The organism is Parvimonas micra (genome assembly GCF_021300775.1).
GTDB lineage: Bacteria > Bacillota > Clostridia > Tissierellales > Peptoniphilaceae > Parvimonas.
This window is the reverse complement of the sequence record NZ_JAJTJP010000001.1, coordinates 621,126-639,209: the sequence shown is the minus strand read 5'-3', so window position 1 is coordinate 639,209 and position 18,084 is coordinate 621,126. Positions and strand designations below refer to the sequence as shown.

At 26.3% G+C, this 18,084-nt stretch carries 16 protein-coding genes and 1 CRISPR repeat array (1 of these 17 cut by a window edge); of the genes, 15 read left to right on the top strand and 1 reads right to left on the bottom strand.

Going from position 1 to position 18,084, the window contains the following annotated elements; all coding sequences use genetic code 11:
* Positions 1-26: 26 nt before the first annotated feature.
* The 5 genes from LW893_RS03080 to LW893_RS03060 are packed head-to-tail and all read left to right on the top strand — an operon-like array spanning position 27 to position 3,128.
* Complete coding sequence (locus LW893_RS03080; protein ID WP_233055753.1) at positions 27-851, top strand: patatin family protein; 825 nt, start codon at positions 27-29, stop codon at positions 849-851.
* Between the two features lie 8 nt (positions 852-859).
* Positions 860-1,549, top strand: a complete 690-nt coding sequence (locus LW893_RS03075; protein WP_233055752.1) for a metallophosphoesterase — start codon at positions 860-862, stop codon at positions 1,547-1,549.
* 1 nt (position 1,550) lies between these two features.
* Positions 1,551-2,096 carry a class IV adenylate cyclase gene (locus tag LW893_RS03070; RefSeq protein ID WP_233055751.1) on the top strand — a complete coding sequence of 182 codons (546 nt, stop codon included), beginning with the start codon at positions 1,551-1,553 and terminating at the stop codon, positions 2,094-2,096.
* Between the two features lies 1 nt (position 2,097).
* Positions 2,098-2,394 (top strand): hypothetical protein, encoded by a 297-nt coding sequence (locus tag LW893_RS03065; protein ID WP_233055750.1) that lies wholly within the window; start codon positions 2,098-2,100, stop codon positions 2,392-2,394.
* Positions 2,395-2,402: 8 nt separating this feature from the next.
* A complete protein-coding gene (locus LW893_RS03060; protein WP_233055749.1) occupies positions 2,403-3,128 on the top strand; it encodes an HAD family hydrolase in 726 nt (241 codons plus the stop codon).
* A gap of 63 nt (positions 3,129-3,191) precedes the next feature.
* Here LW893_RS03060 and LW893_RS03055 read toward each other — a convergent pair whose 3' ends face one another.
* Positions 3,192-3,617, bottom strand: a complete 426-nt coding sequence (locus LW893_RS03055) for a flavodoxin (RefSeq protein ID WP_233055748.1) — start codon at positions 3,615-3,617, stop codon at positions 3,192-3,194.
* Between the two features lie 357 nt (positions 3,618-3,974).
* On the opposite strand from LW893_RS03055, the gene hrcA reads away from it, so the two are divergent.
* The 10 genes from hrcA (at position 3,975) to cas3 (ending at position 17,045) form a co-directional block, all read left to right on the top strand.
* The gene (hrcA, locus tag LW893_RS03050) at positions 3,975-4,988 is read left to right on the top strand and encodes a heat-inducible transcriptional repressor HrcA (protein WP_233055747.1); all 1,014 of its coding nucleotides are present in this window, start codon (positions 3,975-3,977) and stop codon (positions 4,986-4,988) included.
* Between the two features lie 15 nt (positions 4,989-5,003).
* Positions 5,004-5,534 carry a nucleotide exchange factor GrpE gene (grpE, locus tag LW893_RS03045; RefSeq protein ID WP_233055746.1) on the top strand — a complete coding sequence of 177 codons (531 nt, stop codon included), beginning with the start codon at positions 5,004-5,006 and terminating at the stop codon, positions 5,532-5,534.
* 17 nt (positions 5,535-5,551) lie between these two features.
* Positions 5,552-7,372: a molecular chaperone DnaK gene (dnaK, locus tag LW893_RS03040; protein WP_233055745.1), complete on the top strand. Its 1,821-nt coding sequence runs from the start codon at positions 5,552-5,554 to the stop codon at positions 7,370-7,372.
* Positions 7,373-7,502: 130 nt separating this feature from the next.
* Positions 7,503-9,476 carry a transketolase gene (tkt, locus tag LW893_RS03035; RefSeq protein WP_233055744.1) on the top strand — a complete coding sequence of 658 codons (1,974 nt, stop codon included), beginning with the start codon at positions 7,503-7,505 and terminating at the stop codon, positions 9,474-9,476.
* A 154-nt stretch (positions 9,477-9,630) separates the two neighbouring features.
* Positions 9,631-10,317 (top strand): hypothetical protein, encoded by a 687-nt coding sequence (locus tag LW893_RS03030; protein WP_233055743.1) that lies wholly within the window; start codon positions 9,631-9,633, stop codon positions 10,315-10,317.
* A gap of 62 nt (positions 10,318-10,379) precedes the next feature.
* Positions 10,380-11,120, top strand: a complete 741-nt coding sequence (gene cas6 / locus LW893_RS03025; RefSeq protein ID WP_233055742.1) for a CRISPR-associated endoribonuclease Cas6 — start codon at positions 10,380-10,382, stop codon at positions 11,118-11,120.
* On the top strand, positions 11,120-12,646 hold the full coding sequence (gene cas8a1, locus LW893_RS03020; protein ID WP_233055741.1) for a type I CRISPR-associated protein Cas8a1/Csx8: 1,527 nt from the start codon (positions 11,120-11,122) through the stop codon (positions 12,644-12,646). Before cas6 ends, cas8a1 begins: the two co-directional genes overlap by 1 nt.
* Before the next feature lie 13 nt (positions 12,647-12,659).
* Entirely contained in the window at positions 12,660-13,562 is a 903-nt protein-coding gene (cas7i, locus tag LW893_RS03015; RefSeq protein ID WP_233055740.1) for a type I-B CRISPR-associated protein Cas7/Cst2/DevR, read from the top strand.
* Positions 13,552-14,670 carry a CRISPR-associated protein Cas5 gene (gene cas5, locus LW893_RS03010; RefSeq protein ID WP_233055739.1) on the top strand — a complete coding sequence of 373 codons (1,119 nt, stop codon included), beginning with the start codon at positions 13,552-13,554 and terminating at the stop codon, positions 14,668-14,670. The genes cas7i and cas5 overlap by 11 nt, the downstream gene beginning before the upstream one ends.
* Before the next feature lie 8 nt (positions 14,671-14,678).
* Positions 14,679-17,045 (top strand): CRISPR-associated helicase Cas3', encoded by a 2,367-nt coding sequence (cas3, locus tag LW893_RS03005; protein ID WP_233055738.1) that lies wholly within the window; start codon positions 14,679-14,681, stop codon positions 17,043-17,045.
* A 303-nt stretch (positions 17,046-17,348) separates the two neighbouring features.
* Positions 17,349-18,084: a CRISPR direct-repeat array (repeat unit 30 nt; unit sequence GTTTAAATAGAAACATACTGTAATGTAAAT) (it continues 158 nt past the right edge of the window).

Genomic DNA, 18,084 nt, shown 5'->3' with positions numbered 1-18,084 from the left:
ATAACTTAGTAAATGTGAGGTAATTTATGGATGATAAAGTTGCATTAGTAATTGAAGGTGGAGCGATGAGAGGAGCTTTTTTAAAAGGAGTCCTAGATTGCTTTAAAGAAAATAAAATTAAATTTCCTTATATTGTTGGTGTATCTGCAGGAGCAATTACAGGATTTGAATTCCTTACTGGAATAGAATTCGATGTAAATAAATTGTTTAATGAATTTTTAAAAAATATGGAAATATTAAAAAATTCTTCAGAACCTATTGATTTAGTATCAATGGTTAATAGAATTTTTGATTTTCCTGAATTTGACAAAAATTTAGAAGGTGAATTCGAAGCGGGAGTAACTTCTTTGATTGATGGTAGTTATAAATTCTTTTCATCAAAAGACGCAAAAAATACTTCTGATATGGTTGATAAAATAATAGCTTCATCTTCTCTACCAGATATGGCAAAATATGTTATAATTGATGGCATTCCATATTTTGATGGTGGAATGTATAATACAAATCCTCTTGAAAGAGCGATAGAAAAAGGCTATGAAAAATTTATAATCTTACTAGCAAAAAATAGAGGATATAGAAGAGTAAAATCAGAAGTTAGTGATAGAGTAAGACTTGCTTATAAAAATTATCCAAAGTTCATAGAGGCTATGGAAAATGAAAAATATAAATATAATGAAACAATGGATTTAGTTGATAAGTTAGAAGGGGACAATAAAGCACTGGTATTTGCACCTGTAAATCCTTTAAAATTTAAGTCTTTTACAACTAATATGCAAGATGTTATTGATTTATATAAGGAAGGATATTTACTTGCAAGTCAAAGTATAGATAAAGTTAAAAATTTTGTTTAGGAGTTAGAATGATTTACGGTTTATCTGATTTACATTTAGATTATACTGGAGATAAGTCTATGGAAGTTTTCGGCTCAGCATGGGAAAATTATGAACAGAGAATGTTTGAGGCTTGGAAAGATATTGTAAAAGAAGATGATTATATTGTTGTTCCAGGAGATATATCTTGGGCTTTAAGAATTGATGAAGCATATAATGATTTAAAGAGAATTGAAAGTCTTCCGGGAAAGAAAATTTTTTTAAAGGGCAATCACGATTTATGGTGGAGTAGTTTAACTAAAATAAAAGAACTCAATTTAAAAAATATGTTTTTTTTACAAAATAATAGTATTGAAACGGAAGACTATGTTTTTATTGGGACGAGAGGTTGGCTTTCTCCAAAGTCTTCTGAATTTTCTGAAGATACTGATAGAAAGATTTATAACAGAGAACTTACAAGATTAAAACTTAGTTTGGATTCTGTTAAAAATAAAGAAAAAGATATTATTTGCCTTTTTCATTATCCGCCAGTTGAAAAAGATAGAACTTTAAATGATTTTGGATTATTTTTAAAGAAACATAATATAAAAGTTGCAGTATATGGCCATCTTCATGCATATTCTTTAAATAATGTGGTTGATGAAGTTGTTGAAGGAATTGAATTTCACTGTATTTCTGCGGATTACTTGCAATTTATCCCAAGACTTATTAGGAGATAAAATGGAAAAAGAATTAGAAGTTAAAATTTTAAATATTGATGTTGAAGATATAAAAAATAAGTTGAAAGATTTAGGAGCGAAATTTCTTGGCTATGAAAATCAAGAAAATATTAGATTATCTTCTTCAAAGTTTGAATATATTCCAAAGGGAAGTTTTTTAAGAATTAGAAAATTTTTAGATGATAGTGGAAAAGAAATTAATTCAGAATTAACTTATAAGGAACATAAGAAAAATGAATTTTTGAAAGAGTTTAATGAATATAATGTTTCTTTAGAAAATAGTGAAGAAATGTTGAAAATAATGTCTCTTATAGGATATGATAAACTTGATATAGAGAAAAAATTTAGGACATCATATAAGTTAAAAAATGCTCATATAGATATTGATATTTGGGATAAAGAAGTATATCCTGATCCTTATATAGAAATTGAGGTATCGAATTACGAAGATTTGTGTGAAGTTTTGAAATTACTTAATATAAGCGAAGACAAGATTTGTTTAAAATCATTGCCTGAGCTTAAAGAAGAATTAGAGAGTAGAGGTTAGTATGAAAGAGTTATTAGGAATTTTAGTTGCAAAAAGATTGTCAGTTATTGCAGTATTACTTGCGATATTTGTTGGAATGCTTGTAACATATTTACTTGGTAGATTTAAAAATAGATTTATAAAATTTATTCCAGCATTTGTTTTAATTATAGTTGGTACTGTTTTTTTAGCAGATGGATGGACAAATATTTTAACATCTAGGGGTATCAATTCGTTATACTATGCAATGATTATTGGAACAAGTGGAGTTGTTTCACTATTTTATGCCTTATTACTTATGAATTTTAAAAGAAAGTAGGTGTTTATATGGGAAATATTGCTGCTTTTTTTGATATAGATGGGACTATAGCAAGAGAATCACTAATGATTGAACATTTTAAAAGACTTATTAAATACGAAATATTGGATGAGAGTGTTTGGGTAAATGACGTAAAACAATTATATATGGAATATGTTAATAGATATGGAGCATATGATGCATATATTGAAGCTCTTTCTGAAAAATATAGAAGTGATTTAAAAGGCTTTGATATAAACTATAATAAGTTCATAGCAGAACAATCAATAAAAAAAGTTTTTGAAAGAGTCTATGTTTTTTCTAGAAATCAGCTAGAATTTCATAAAGCTAATGGCCATTTAATATTTTTTGTTTCAGGAAGTCCAGACTTTTTAGTTGAAGAGATGGCAAAGAAATATGATGTTACAGAATATAGAGCGACAAAATATTTGTATGATAATAATGGAAAATTTACTGGTGAGATAGATCCTATGTGGCATAGTGAAGGTAAAGATAAAGTATGTAATGAGTTAATTGAAAAATATAATATAGATACTGAAAAATCATATGCATATGGAGATACTACCGGAGATTTATCAATGCTTAGAAGATTTGGTAATGCATATACTATTAATCCATCAAAAAGACTATTAGAAAAAATAAGATGTGATGAAGAGCTTTCAGAAAAAGTTAATATAATAGTTGAAAGAAAAGATGTAATATATAAATTAAAAGCAGATGTAATAACTCTTTAATTTTATAAATGTTTGAAATAAAAAAGTAGCTAATTTTTTAGCTACTTTTTATTTTATTATTAATTATTTACCAATTTTTTCTCCGAATGCTACACATTCATCTTCATCTTCTGGTGTTGGACAATCATATACGCAAAGTGGTTCAGCTACTAATACAGCTCCAACTCCTTCACATCTAACTTTCCAGTCTTTCATCCATTTTTGTCCTTCGTTCCATTCATATGAACCGAATAAAGCAATTTTTCTTCCGTTAAGTTCTTCTTCAACTTCTTCAAACATTGGTTCAAAGCTTGTTTCTTCAAGAACTTCATCTCCCATTGCTGGACAACCAAAAGCGATTAAATCATAATCGTTTAACATATCAGCGCCAAAATCATCAGAGAAGATTACTTCTACTTCAGAACCTACATTTTCAATACCTTCTGCGATACAATCAGCCATTTTTTCTGTATTTCCTGTACCTGACCAATATACAACTGCTACTTTCATTTAAAAGTCCTCCTTAAATTTTAACTAACAAAGTAAAAATTTATTGTATTAATATGTAATACAATATTAAATTATAATTAAACCTAAAAACTAAATAAGTTTAAGTTATAATTTTTACAAGATAATAATAACAATATTATAAAAATTTGTCAACTATTTAAAATTTATTTTAAAAAAAATATATAAAAATACATTATTATTAAATAAGATATATTTATTACTATTAAAAACTAGTGATAATTACTTAATTTTAAAAATTTTTTTAAAAAAATGTTTTAAAACTTGACATAGGGGAATAATAATAATATAATATTGTTAGCAGTCTAATAGATTGAGTGCTAAAAAAGAGGTGATAAAATGCTTGATGATAGAAAATTGAAAATTTTATATGCCATAATAGATAGTTATATTAGCACATCTGAACCGATTGGCTCTAGAACAATCTCAAAACAATATGATATGGGAGTTAGTTCAGCAACGGTTAGAAATGAGATGAGTGATTTAGAAGAATTAGGTTTTCTAAATAAAGCTTATTCATCTTCTGGGAGAATTCCATCAGACAAGGCATATAGACATTATGTTAATTATCTATTGTCCTCTCATTTTGATGAGATTTCTAAAAACACTTATGGAGTTGACATTTTATCAAGACATATTAAAGAGAAAAGTAAAATTTTCAAAGAGTCTGCAAAGATAATTTCTGAAGTAACAGAATGTATTACTGCTACAATGATTACAGATTATATGGATTGTTCTGTTAAGAGTATTGATGTTATAAAAATAAGCGGAAATTCTTATGTACTAGTTTTTGTTTTTGATAATGGTAAGGTAATTAATACAGTATTTGATTCAAAAACTGAACTTAGCGATGAACTTTTACAAGATTTGATATTTTACTTAAAAAAATATTTAATTAATGTAAAAGTAACTGATTTAAATGATAGATTAGAGTATTTGAAATTAACTTTTGTATCAAAGATTCCATTTATAACAGATATTACGAATTTGATAGGAAATGAAATTTCAAAAACTGAAAAATCTAACATAGAACTTGAAGGTATTTCAAATATATTTAATTTTCCAGAATATAGAGACTTAAATAAGGCTAAGGAATTAATTCATTTCTTAGAGAATAAAAATGAGTTAGAAGATTTGTTTTTAAGTTATAATGGAGATGAAATATATGTAAGTATAGGACGTGAAAATAATAAAGACTTTTTAAATGAAAATACAATTGTTGCAACGTCATATGATCTTGGAGATGGTAGCAAAGGTAAGATTGCGGTAATAGGTCCTACTAGAATGGATTATGAAAAGATAATATCTACTTTAATAAGTTTAAATGATAGATTTAGAGATATTTTAAAATGACGGGAGGCAAAATAGTTGAAAGAAGAAAATAAAGAATTAGAAAAAGAAATTAAAGAAGAGACTACTGAAGAAGTAGAAAAAAAAGAATCCGATCAAAACTCTTCTGAAGAAGTTGAAAATAAAGTTAATTCTGAAATTGAAGAATTAAAAAATCAACTTTTAAGACTTCAAGCTGATTTTGTAAATTATAAAAACAGAACAGAAAGAGAAAAATCAAATTCTATTATACTTGCAAATGAAGGATTGATTTTAAAGCTATTACCAGTATTAGATAATTTTAATAGAGCTTTTGCTCATGTGAATTTAGAAGATGATGCTGTTAAAGGCTTTGTAATGATTAAAGATCAATTTGAATCAATTTTAAAATCCGAAATGGTTGAGGAAATTGAAAGTGATGGAGCTACTTTTGATCCGAATTTACATAATGCAGTTATGACTGAAAGTAAAGAAGGAGTAGAAAGTGGTATAGTAATAGAAACTTTTGAAAAAGGATATAAAATTAAAGATAAAGTAATTAGACCAAGTATGGTTAAAGTTAGTGAATAATTAGGAGGGAAAAAATTATGTCAAAAATTATAGGTATTGATTTAGGTACAACAAACTCAGCAGTAGCTGTTATGGAAGGTGGAGAACCAACAATTATAGCAAACGTAGAAGGAAATAGAACAACTCCTTCAGTAGTTGCTTTTACAAAAAATGGAGAAAGATTAGTTGGAGAAACAGCTAAAAGACAAGCAATAACAAATGCAGCAAGAACAATAACATCAATTAAAAGAGAAATGGGAACAGATTACAAAGTAAAAATAGATGATAAAGAATATAGCCCAGAAGAAATTTCAGCAATGATTTTACAAAAAATTAAATCAGATGTTGAAAGTTATTTAGGAGAAACTGTCTCAGAAGCTGTAATAACAGTTCCTGCTTACTTTACAGATAGCCAAAGACAAGCTACAAAAGACGCTGGAAAGATTGCTGGTTTAGATGTTAAGAGAATTATTAACGAACCAACTGCAGCAGCTCTTGCTTATGGAATGGACAAAGACACTGAACAACATAAAATAATGGTATTCGACCTTGGTGGTGGTACATTTGACGTTTCTATATTAGAAATTGGAGATGGAGTTTTCGAAGTATTATCTACAAGAGGAAATAATAGACTTGGTGGAGATGATTTCGACGAAGTTTTAATGAATTACATGATTTCTGAATTTAAGAAAGAAAATGGAATTGATTTAAGTAAAGACGTAACAGCAATGCAAAGATTGAAAGATGCTGCTGAAAAAGCTAAGAAAGAACTTTCAACTACAATGACTACAAATGTAAACTTACCATTTATCACTGCAGTTGATGGAGCACCAGTTCACTTAAATATGGATATTAAGAGAGCAAAATTTGAAGAATTAGCTTCAGACTTAGTTGATAAAACATTAGTTCCAGTTAGAGAAGCTTTAAATGATGCTGGTCTTACTGCATCAGAAATTGATAAAGTTCTTTTAGTTGGTGGTTCAACAAGAATTCCAGCTGTACAAGAAGCAGTTAAGAAATTAATCGGTAAGGAACCTCAAAAGGATATTAACCCTGATGAATGTGTTGCTATCGGAGCTGCAATTCAAGGTGGTGTTTTAACTGGAGAAGTTAAAGATTTATTATTATTAGATGTTACTCCATTATCATTAGGTATTGAAACTATGGGTGGAGTTATGACAAGATTAATCGAAAGAAATACAACTATTCCTGCTAAGAAGAGCCAAATTTTCTCAACAGCAGCAGATGGTCAAACAGCAGTAGATATCCATGTTTTACAAGGTGAAAGAGAATTCGCTCACGATAATACAACATTAGGAAGATTCCAATTAACAGGTATTCCTGCTGCTCCAAGAGGAGTTCCTCAAATCGAAGTTACTTTTGATATAGATGCTAACGGAATTGTAAATGTTCATGCTAAAGATTTAGGATCAGGAAATGAACAAAAAATTACAATTACTGCTTCAACAAAATTATCTGAAGAAGAAATTAATAAGAAAGTAAGAGAAGCAGAACAATTTGCTCAAGAAGATAAAAAGAAAAAAGAAGCTGTAGAAATTAAGAACAATGCTGAATCATTAGTTTACCAAACAGAAAAAACTTTAAAAGATTTAGAAGGTAAATTATCTGAAGATGAAAAATCTGCAGTTAATACTAAATTAGAAGAATTAAAAACAGCTTTAACAACTGATAATACAGAAGATATTAAAGCAAAAAATGATGCTTTAACTCAAGAATTCTATAAACTTTCAGAAAAATTATATCAAAATGCTAATCCACAAGGACAAGGAGCAGAACAAAAGAAAGATGATGTAGTTGACGCTGATTATGAAGTAGTTGACGAAGACGAAAATAAATAGAAAAAATTCTAAAAGGTAGTAATTAAATTGCTACCTTTTTTTATATTATAATTGAAAAAATTTCTAATTATTGTTATAATAAATTTGTTAAGTTTATTTTATAACTAATATATTTAAGTGAGGGAATGATATGGAAATTAAGAATTTATGTATTAATACTATGAGAACATTAAGTGCTGATGCTATTCAAAAAGCAAAGTCAGGACATCCTGGACTTCCGCTAGGAGCATCACCTATGGCATTTACTTTATTTAATGATTGTATGAAGATTTCTCCCAAAAATCCAAATTGGTTTGATAGAGATAGATTTATTTTATCAGCAGGACATGGTTCTATGCTCTTATATTCATTACTTCATTTATTTGACTACGGTGTTAGCATTGATGATATAAAGAATTTTAGACAAATTGACAGTTTAACACCAGGACATCCTGAATATGGACATACTGCAGGAATAGATGCAACTACTGGTCCACTTGGACAAGGTATTTCTATGGCTGTTGGTATGGCATTAGCTGAAAGTCATTTAGCTTCTATTTTTAATACTGATGATTGTAAGCTTGTAGATCATTATACATACTCAATAGTTGGTGATGGATGTCTAATGGAAGGTATCAGCAATGAAGCATCTTCATTAGCAGGTACATTAAAATTAGGAAAACTTATAGTTTTATACGATAGCAATAATATAACTATTGAAGGAGATACTTCAACTGCTTTTGGCGAAAATGTAAGAGCAAGATATGAAGCTCTTGGTTGGGAAACTTATTTTGTTGCTGATGGAAATAATATAAATGAAATTAAAGAAGCAATTGAAAGAGCGAAGTTAACTGATAAACCTTCATTAATTGAAATAAAGACAAAAATTGGATATGGTTCTACAAAAGAAGGAAGCGCATCTGCACATGGTGAACCATTAGGAGAAGACAATATTCCAACATTTAAAAAGAATATTGGTTGGGAATATGAAGAAAGTTTTTATGTTCCTGAAGAAGTTAAAAAATACATGAAAGAAGTTGTTGATAGAAAGAATACTTCAGTTGATGAATGGGAAAAATTATTAGAAGAATATAAGGTAAAATATCCTGAAAAATATGATTTATTCCAAAAATTTATTAAAGATGAGATTGATGTAGAAATTTTAAATAATCCATCAATTGTTGAATTTGAAAAAGATATGGCTTCAAGAGAATCTAGTGGTATTGTTCTTAATAGATTTTCTAAATTACTTCCAAATCTTTTTGGTGGTTCAGCTGATTTAGGACCTTCAAACAAATCTACAATGAGTGAATATGAATTTTATTCACCAGAAAATAGAAGTGGAAAGAACATTCATTTTGGAGTAAGAGAACATGCAATGGCTGCTATTTGTAATGGTATTTCATTACATGGAGGTCTTTTACCATATTGTGCGACATTCTTTGTATTTAGTGACTATTTAAAACCTGCTGTAAGACTTTCTGCACTTATGAATCAAGGAGTTATATATGTTTTAACTCACGATAGCATTGGAGTTGGGGAAGACGGACCTACACATGAACCTATTGAACATTTAGCAATGTTTAGATCAACACCAAATGTTTCAATGTATAGACCTTGTGATGCAAAAGAAACAGCTTATGCTTGGATTTCTGCATTAAAGAATAGAAAAACACCAAGCTGTCTAGCGCTAACAAGACAAAAATTAACTAATTTAGAAGAAACTTCATCTGAAGCTTTAAAAGGTGGATATGTACTAAAAGACTTTGGAAAAGATTTTGAAATGATTATAATGGCATCAGGTTCAGAAGTTGGATTGGCTTACAAAGTTTGTGAAAAACTTTTAGAAGAAAACATTTCAACAAGACTTGTATCAATGCCATGTATGGAAGAATTTGAAAAACAAAGTAAAGAATATAAAGAAAAAGTATTACCAAATAACATCAGAAAGAGAGTTAGCATTGAAGCACTATCAACATTTGGTTGGGGCAAATATGTTGGCTTAGATGGAATTTCAATAGGTCTGGATACATTTGGAGCATCAGCTCCTGCAAATCTATTATTTGAAAAATTTGGATTTACAGTTGATGCAGTTTATGACAAAATCAAAAAAGAACTATTCTAATTAATAAAAATTTGTAAAGAATAGCGAAGGAAACTTCGCTATTTTTTGTTATTAATTTTTATGAAAATATTTTCATTAAATTGCTGAATATATTAGTTTAATTTGTTATAATCATCTTAAGTTGTAACTTGTTAAGATTACTAGGAGGATAACAATGAGATACTTATTTTTTTATGGTTTAATGGTTTTAATTTTGACTAGATATGTATATATAGGACTTATGTTCTATAAGATTAGAAATAAAGAGTATGTTTCTGAAGTATATAATATTTTAATGAGAAATCCTAAAATGAAAAATCCTGAAAAGATTTTAAAGTTTTATGGATTATTTCATTTTGTTATTGCTGCTTTAGTAATTATACTCTTTTTTATTGTAGATTTGGTAGTTATAGGATTATTTGTATGGGTTTTGGGTTTGTTAGAAGACATCTTTTTCATCATAATATCAAAGAAATCTGAAAAAATAAAACATATAATAAGTGTAGTTTTTATTATTATAATATTACTTTTTGAAATAAAAAGTCTTGATGAATATGAAACTACAAAAAATATCTATAGCATTTCATACACAATAGTTATTGAAAACGGAGTAAGTGATTTTAAAGAACTAAAAGAAAAATCTATTCTTGAAGAAATTTTTAAGAGTGAAATAAAAAATATAACTAAAATGAAAGATAAAAAAATTGAATTATACGACCAAAAAGGAAAACTATTAATAAAATCCGACTTATACGAAGCAGAGGTTAAAATTTCAGCCACAAATGAATATAAAAAGCAGGATAATATAATAAAATACAAAGGAAAATATTATAAAATTTATGAACCTAAGAAATTTGATTAAAATATTAAAATTTAAAATTAAAATAAGATAATAATAAATTAATATAAAGAGAGGTGTTCGTTATGAAAATCGTTTTAAAATTTAAAACAGATAATAATTTCATACCTAAAGATTATCATCGTTTCTGTATTAAATTTTTTAAAACAGCAGTATCAAATTATTCTAATGGTGAATTTTTTGAAAAGTTTTTTGGGGATGATTATATCAAAAGTGATGAAAAAAAATATTCATGGGCAGTTAAATTTTTTAAACCCAAATTTTTTTCTAACAGAATTGAAGTTGGAGAAAATAATTTTGAGATTACTTTTAAATCTCCAAAAACAGATGTTGGAATTATCTTTTTCAATTCGTTTTTAGAATATAAAGACAAGGAATTTAAAATTTCTGAAAATAATTTTATAGTTTTAACAGATGCTAAAATTGTCAATGAAAAAAATATTGTGAGAAATTGTGCAAGATTTAAATTTTGTTCTCCTCTTGTCATTCGTGAACATAATAGAGAAGATAATACAGACAGACATATAACTGTTGAAGATGAGGATTTCTTTGATAAATTTAAAGAAAATTTAAAAATCCATTTTCCAAGTTATTCAAACTCTATAGATAATATGAAGATTGATATTTCTGAAATGAAGAAGGCAGTTGTACTTTTTTATGGATTATATATAGATGTTAGTTTAGGAGTAATTGTAATTAAAGCAGATAATAGCTTATTAAATGAAATGCTGATTTCGTCTGTTGGAAGTAAAAATGCATCCGGTTTTGGACTATTACAGCATATAGAATCTTGGGAGATGATTTAATGATAGAAGAAAAAGGAATTTTTAACGGATATGATAGAAAATTAGATTTTTCCGATTGGAGATTTTCAGCTGCTGCAGTTGGAATTATAAGGTATCTAAGGTATCATAATCTCAATTATTCAACAGAATATAATGGAAGAAAAGATGTGCTTTTATATAATTTTGATGATATAGATATATCAAAAAATGAAGAAAAATATTATGAATTTGCAGAAGAATATTATGAAGATAAAATGCATCATAAAAGATTGGAAAATCTTTTAAATTCTGAAGATTTTGATGAGGAAAAAGTTAAAAATTTAAAAAGTTTTTGTAATACAATAATGAAGAGTATATTTAAAAATGATGAAATTTCTATAAAAAACAAGGATAATATTTTATTGAAAATATCTGATAATAAGCTTGAATTAATAAAAAAGACATTTGAAGGGGCAAAATCAATGTATTCAAAATTTTGTAATCCGAGTTGTATGGGAAAAGAGAAACAAAAAATATGTAGATTATTGGGATACTATGTTGATCAAGGTAGAAAGACAAAATCTTTATCATTTAATTGGGACTATAATACCTATGTATTTGAAGATTATTGCGAATTTGATTATATTCCATTTGCTTTCTCAAAAGGAGATAGTTCGTTTTTTATTAATAATAATTTTTCAACCGATATGTTATTAAAATCAAATGATTATTTAACAGATAAAAATTTGGATTTAGATAAGAAAAATTCAGTTGGAATATTCGAAAACTTTAAGTTGAATTTATTTTTTACCACAAAAAATGTCTCAAGATTTTTAGATTATGAAGTTGAAATAATATCTAAAAATATGCAGATTAAAAATGGTAAAAAGGAAAATAAGGAATATTTTGAAACTATGTTTTTAAGAAATTCAGCTATTAAAATTTTTGAAAAAATTTCAGATATAAAAGATGATAATATTTTTAAAGCAATAAACTATCCTTGTAAATTGAGAACTGATGAATATGAACCAATTTTAGATGAAGTTATTGATTGTATCCTATATACTAAGTATTTGGATTATCTAATTGATAAGCTCCTTAGAGATGGCAGTAAGCCAAAAAATAAAGATAACAAAGAAAACAAAATAGATAACCATAGTTTTTTAATAAGTCAATTAATTAGAATAAACCAAAAAATATATGAAGGAGTTGATATTATGGTAAATAACAAAAAAGAAAAAGAGCAATTGGAAAAGGAAGAGAAACAAATGAATTTTAATTTGTTTAATGCCAGAGAAAGTGCAGAAAAAGTCGTTTTTAAATTAAAAGATACACCTAGAAAAATCGATGCATATAGGAATAAATTAATTTCCTGTTTGACTTTTAAAGATTATGAAAAGTTTTCAGTAACATTACTTCAACTTTCATCTTATAGCTCTGTAACATTTGATTTTGCATATTATTTGTTTAAAGATTTTGAAAAAAATAAAAATGTAGCATATACATTTGTAAATGCACTACGTGTTAAAGAAGATAATAATAGAAATGTAAATAATGAAAATAAGTAGGAGGATTTAAAAAATGGAAAATAAAGAAAAGAAAAATTTAGGATTAACACTTACTGTAGTATGTAATATTACATCAAATTATGGAGAAACTTTGGGGAATGCATCATCTGTACAAAAAGTTTTTAAAAATGGTAAAATTTATGCTACAAGAAGTAGAGAAAGTATGAAAAATGCAATTATGACTCAAAGTGGAATGTATGATGATTTAAAGGTTGTAGTTGATAAAAAAGTAACTCAAAAAGAAGTTACTGAAAAATTGAATGCATCAAATTGCAGAGCGCTTGAAGGCGGATATATGAATACTAATAATTTAACAGTTATAAGAAAAAGTTCATTTTATTTAACAGATGCGGTTGCATGTGATGAATTTGTTAATGAAACAAGATTTCACAATAATTTATGTTTAGCATCAACTTATGCCAGAGATAATGGAATAAATTTACAAGAAAAAGCCGGAGAATCTGGACTTATGCCATATCAATATGAGTTTGATAAATCATTAAAAAAATACAGTATAACATTTGATTTAGACAAAGTGGGTGTTGATGAAAATTTTGATGCAGAGGCAGAAGTTTCAGAAAAAATTGAAAGAGTAAATTTAATATTGGAAACAATAGAAAATTTATCATTAGTTGTTAAAGGAAATCTTGATAATTCTGAGCCTTTACTAATATTTGGAGGAATTGGAAGTTGTAAAACTCACTATTTTGATAATGTCGTGAATGTTACAAAAAGCACACTAAAAATAACTGATGAATTGATTGAAAGGCTAAAGAAAGAAGATTATAAAATAGCATTTATTGAAGGTGGAAACTTTGTAAATGAAAAGGAAATAAAAGAAAAGTTAAATCCTATAAGTGTTATTGAATTTTTTAAAAAGTTAAAAGGGGATGTAAAAAAATATTATGAAGGATAAACTTTTAAGGATAAAGTTACATCAAAATAAAGCAAATTATAAAAAAGAGGAAACTTCAGAAAATAAAATGACTTATCCACTTCCACCTTATTCAACCATAATCGGTGCAATTCATAATGCTTGTAACTATAAAGAATACAAAGATATGGATATAAGTATTCAAGGTAGATTTCAATCCTTAGGGAAAGAAATGTATAAGGATCAAGCATTTTTAAATAATGTTATGGATGATAGAGGAATTTTAGTTAAATTAAAAAATCCTGATACTTTTAATGAAGGATATAAAATTATTGCTAAAGCCTTAAAACCTAAGGGAAATAGTTTTAAGAATCGGACAACTATAGATATATATGATGAAGAAGAATTGAAAGAATACATCAGAATATGTAATCTAAGAGAATTTTATCAAAATAAGTCAGATGATTTTAAAATTTTTGAAAAAAGTATAAAAGATGAAATTTCTAAACTTAAAATGAGACAAAAACAATTTGATAAGAAATCAGAGGAATATAAAAATCTTTTGTCTGAAATTAATGATTTAAATTCAAAAATAAAGCTTGAAAAATTACAATTTGATGAAGAGAAAAATAGCAAATTTGCAATTCCGTATTCTTATTATGCTTCATTAACTACTTCTATTAAATATTATGAAGTTCTTTATGATGTAGATTTGGTAGTTCATGTTAGGGGTTCTAAAGAAGTTTTGGATACCGTTGAAAAAAATATAATAAATTTTACATCACTAGGAAGAAGTGAAGATTTTGTTGAGATAAAAGAAGTTAAATTTGTAAATATTTATGAAGATAATCCTAATGATATTGAATTTATATATAATAGTGGATTTGTTCCAACAGATGCAATTGAAAAAGAAGTAGTTTTTTTAAAAGATATTTTTAAAGAGATAACTGAAAGACTAGAAGCAAGAGGGACTAATTATTATATTAATAAAAATTACGAAATACAAGATGGAAAAAGAAAATTTAAAAAGTACAGAGTTGGTTATTTATCTGAATATGAAATAGATTTTGATGAATTAAAAGAATATAATATATCTACAGATAAAAATATTTATTTGGATGATGATGGTTATATTGTTAGTTTAGTTTAGGGGATTAAATGGAAATTTTCAAAAATAGAACTATAGCAAAGTCGCTTGCAAAACCAGATGAAACTATTGAGGAGCACACAGAAAACTTATTAAAATGTTTAGAATTACTTATAAGTTTGGATTATGTAGATACTGAAGATAGTAAAATTTTAGAAAGAGCAATTATATACCATGACGTAGGTAAGGCAAATTCTTTATTTACTGAAAGGCTTAAAAATAATACTAAATTTGATAAGTTTAAAGAGGTTCCTCATAATATATTGTCATATTATATGATGTATATTGAATTAAATAAATTTTCTAAAAGTTTTTTTGATGAGAATAATTTGGCTTCTTATGCAATTTTTAATCATCATCATTATATCGATAATTTTAAATATATAACTTGTGAAGACAATAGAAAGTTGATATTAGAGAGACTTTTAAATATTTATCCTGATTTAGACAAGAATCGAAAAGAAAAATTAGATAGAAATTTAAAAAAAATTAAAGATTCTTATAAAGAAAATCAAATTGACTTTATAAAAATTTTAGGATTGCTCAATAAATGTGATTATTCTGCAAGTGCTCATATTCCTATTGAATTTTATCCTAATTTTTTGGAAAATGGATTGGATAATTTGCTGAACTGTTGGAAAAGAAAAAATGACAAAGCTAATTGGAATGAATTACAAAATTTTTGTAAGGAAAATAAAAAAGAAAATTTAATAGTAATTGCACAGACTGGAATGGGAAAGACTGAAGCAGGATTACATTGGATTGGTGATACCAAAGGATTTTTTGTGTTGCCTTTAAAAACAGCTATAAATTCTATTTATAAAAGGATTAGAAATAATATTTGTAATGGTGAAGAAATCGAAGAAAAGATTGCATTATTGCATAGTGATACTTTGAGTATATATCTTGAGAATTTTGATGGTGAAGATAATGATAAAATTTTATCCTATTACGAAAATAGTAAAAAGTTTTCTATTCCTTTAAATATAACAACACCTGATCAGATTTTTGATTTTGTTTTTAGAAGTAAAGGATTTGAATTTAAAAATGCCATGATGAGTTATTCAAAAGTTGTTATAGATGAAATACAGGCATATAGTCCTGAGCTTCTTGCAACTCTAATTCGTGGAATACAGGATATAATTGAAATAGGTGGGAAAGTTTCCATATTTACAGCAACTTTTCCACCTTTCATAAAAGACTTGTTACTTACGGAAAATTTAGATTATTTGAACGAACAGAAGCAAAAATATAAATTTATTACTAAAGAATTTACAAATGATATAAAAAGACATAATGTAAAAATATTGGATGAAGAACTTAATTCAGAATATATCTATAATCATTATGTAAAAAACGATTCAAAAAACAAAAAATATTTAGTTGTTTGTAATACAATAAAAAAATCTCAAGAAGTTTTTGCAGATTTAAAACAAAAGGGATTAGAAAATGTAAATATTTTACACAGTAAATTTATAAAAAAAGAGAGAAATGAAAAAGAAAATAAGATAATAGAAGTTGGAAAAACTGAAAATATAGAAAATGAAATTTGGATATCAACGCAAATAGTAGAGGCAAGTTTAGATATAGATTTTGATTTCTTATTTACCGAACTTTCAGATTTAAATGGTTTATTTCAAAGGCTTGGTAGAGTTAATAGGAAAGGTGAAAAAGAAGTTAATGATTACAACTGCTATGTTTTTACAGAAATAAATAAAAATTTATTAAAAGATAATAAAGATTCAAAAAAAGGATTTATTTATAAAGAAATTTATGATTTAAGTAAAGAGGCAATTAAACAAAAAGGTGATGGAATTTTAACTGAAAAGGACAAACAGAATTTAATAAAAGAATTTTTCACATTAGAAAAAATAAAGAAGTCTGCATTTTTGGAAGAATATAGGGACAGATATAATTATATTAATATATCATTAAGAGATTTGGGAATAGAGGCTGAAACTAAACAGACATTTAGAGATATTATATCATTTAATGTTTTTCCTGTAGATGTTGAAAGAGGACTTTTAAATGAAAATGAGATAAATTCAGTATTAAATGAACTTAAAGATATAAAGAGCAAATTATTTTGCAGTGAATCTGAAGATGAAAAAATAGATTTAAAGTTAAAATTTACCAAAAAGTTAGATGAACTTATGAAATATACTGTATCTGTTGGTTTATATGATACTAGATATTTAAAAGAAAAAATTGAAATATCAAAAAATATAAACTTATACAAAGTATATTGTAAATATGACGAAAAAGGATTTATCAGATTGACTTCTGAAGAAGGAAAGTTGTTAGACAGTACAGGATTTGAAAAAATAATTGATGTCGATAAAATAGACTATGAATATGAATACGACAGTTTTATATAGGTGATTTTATGGATAGAGATTCACTAATAATATTTAATAGTAGAGACGAAAAATGTCTCGAAAAAGAAATCCTAGGCATAGACAACGAAGATACTGATAATTTTATTTAAAATAATTATTTTAGATAAATATGTCAATCATAGATATATAGAATACTCTGATGGGTTGATAGATAAAAAAATGTTTAAATTTCAAATAATTATACTTCAATAAAATAATTTAGTGAAAAAATTTAAAAAAATTTTACAGATAGACAGAATTGACTTATTAATTTTGTTATTTTTAATATGTATAGTCTAACCTGTTCAAATAGAAACATACTGTAATTTAAATTTTGTAGTAGGGTCTGTGATAACTCCAATTATCGCAGTTTAAATAGAAACATACTGTAATGTAAATCCTCTTTATTAAGTTCGTATCTCATTTCTTGCATTAGTGTTTAAATAGAAACATACTGTAATGTAAATAATGTAGATGTATTAATGGTTGAGTGTAACTATGTAAGTTTAAATAGAAACATACTGTAATGTAAATACGTAATGTAAAAATGGATATTGATTTTACAATGTCGTTTAAATAGAAACATACTGTAATGTAAATTAATTTAGAGATAAAAGACGTTGCGAAAATTGGCAAGTTTAAATAGAAACATACTGTAATGTAAATGTAAATAATAAAGCAGGTGCTGACATCTTCAATAAGTTTAAATAGAAACATACTGTAATGTAAATACAATAATTTCAGGAAGTGAAAAGCTTGAAGACTAAGTTTAAATAGAAACATACTGTAATGTAAATAAAAGCAAACTAAAATCATCCGTTTTCTTTTCTTCGTTTAAATAGAAACATACTGTAATGTAAATAGCATTAGAAAACACGGAGCATATATGACAGATGAAGGTTTAAATAGAAACATACTGTAATGTAAATTTTAGTCTAATTGGTGTAGCTGTAAAACCTAGCTTTGTTTAAATAGAAACATACTGTAATGTAAATATTGTATCTAATTATGAACTAACAAAACAAGACACAAGTTTAAA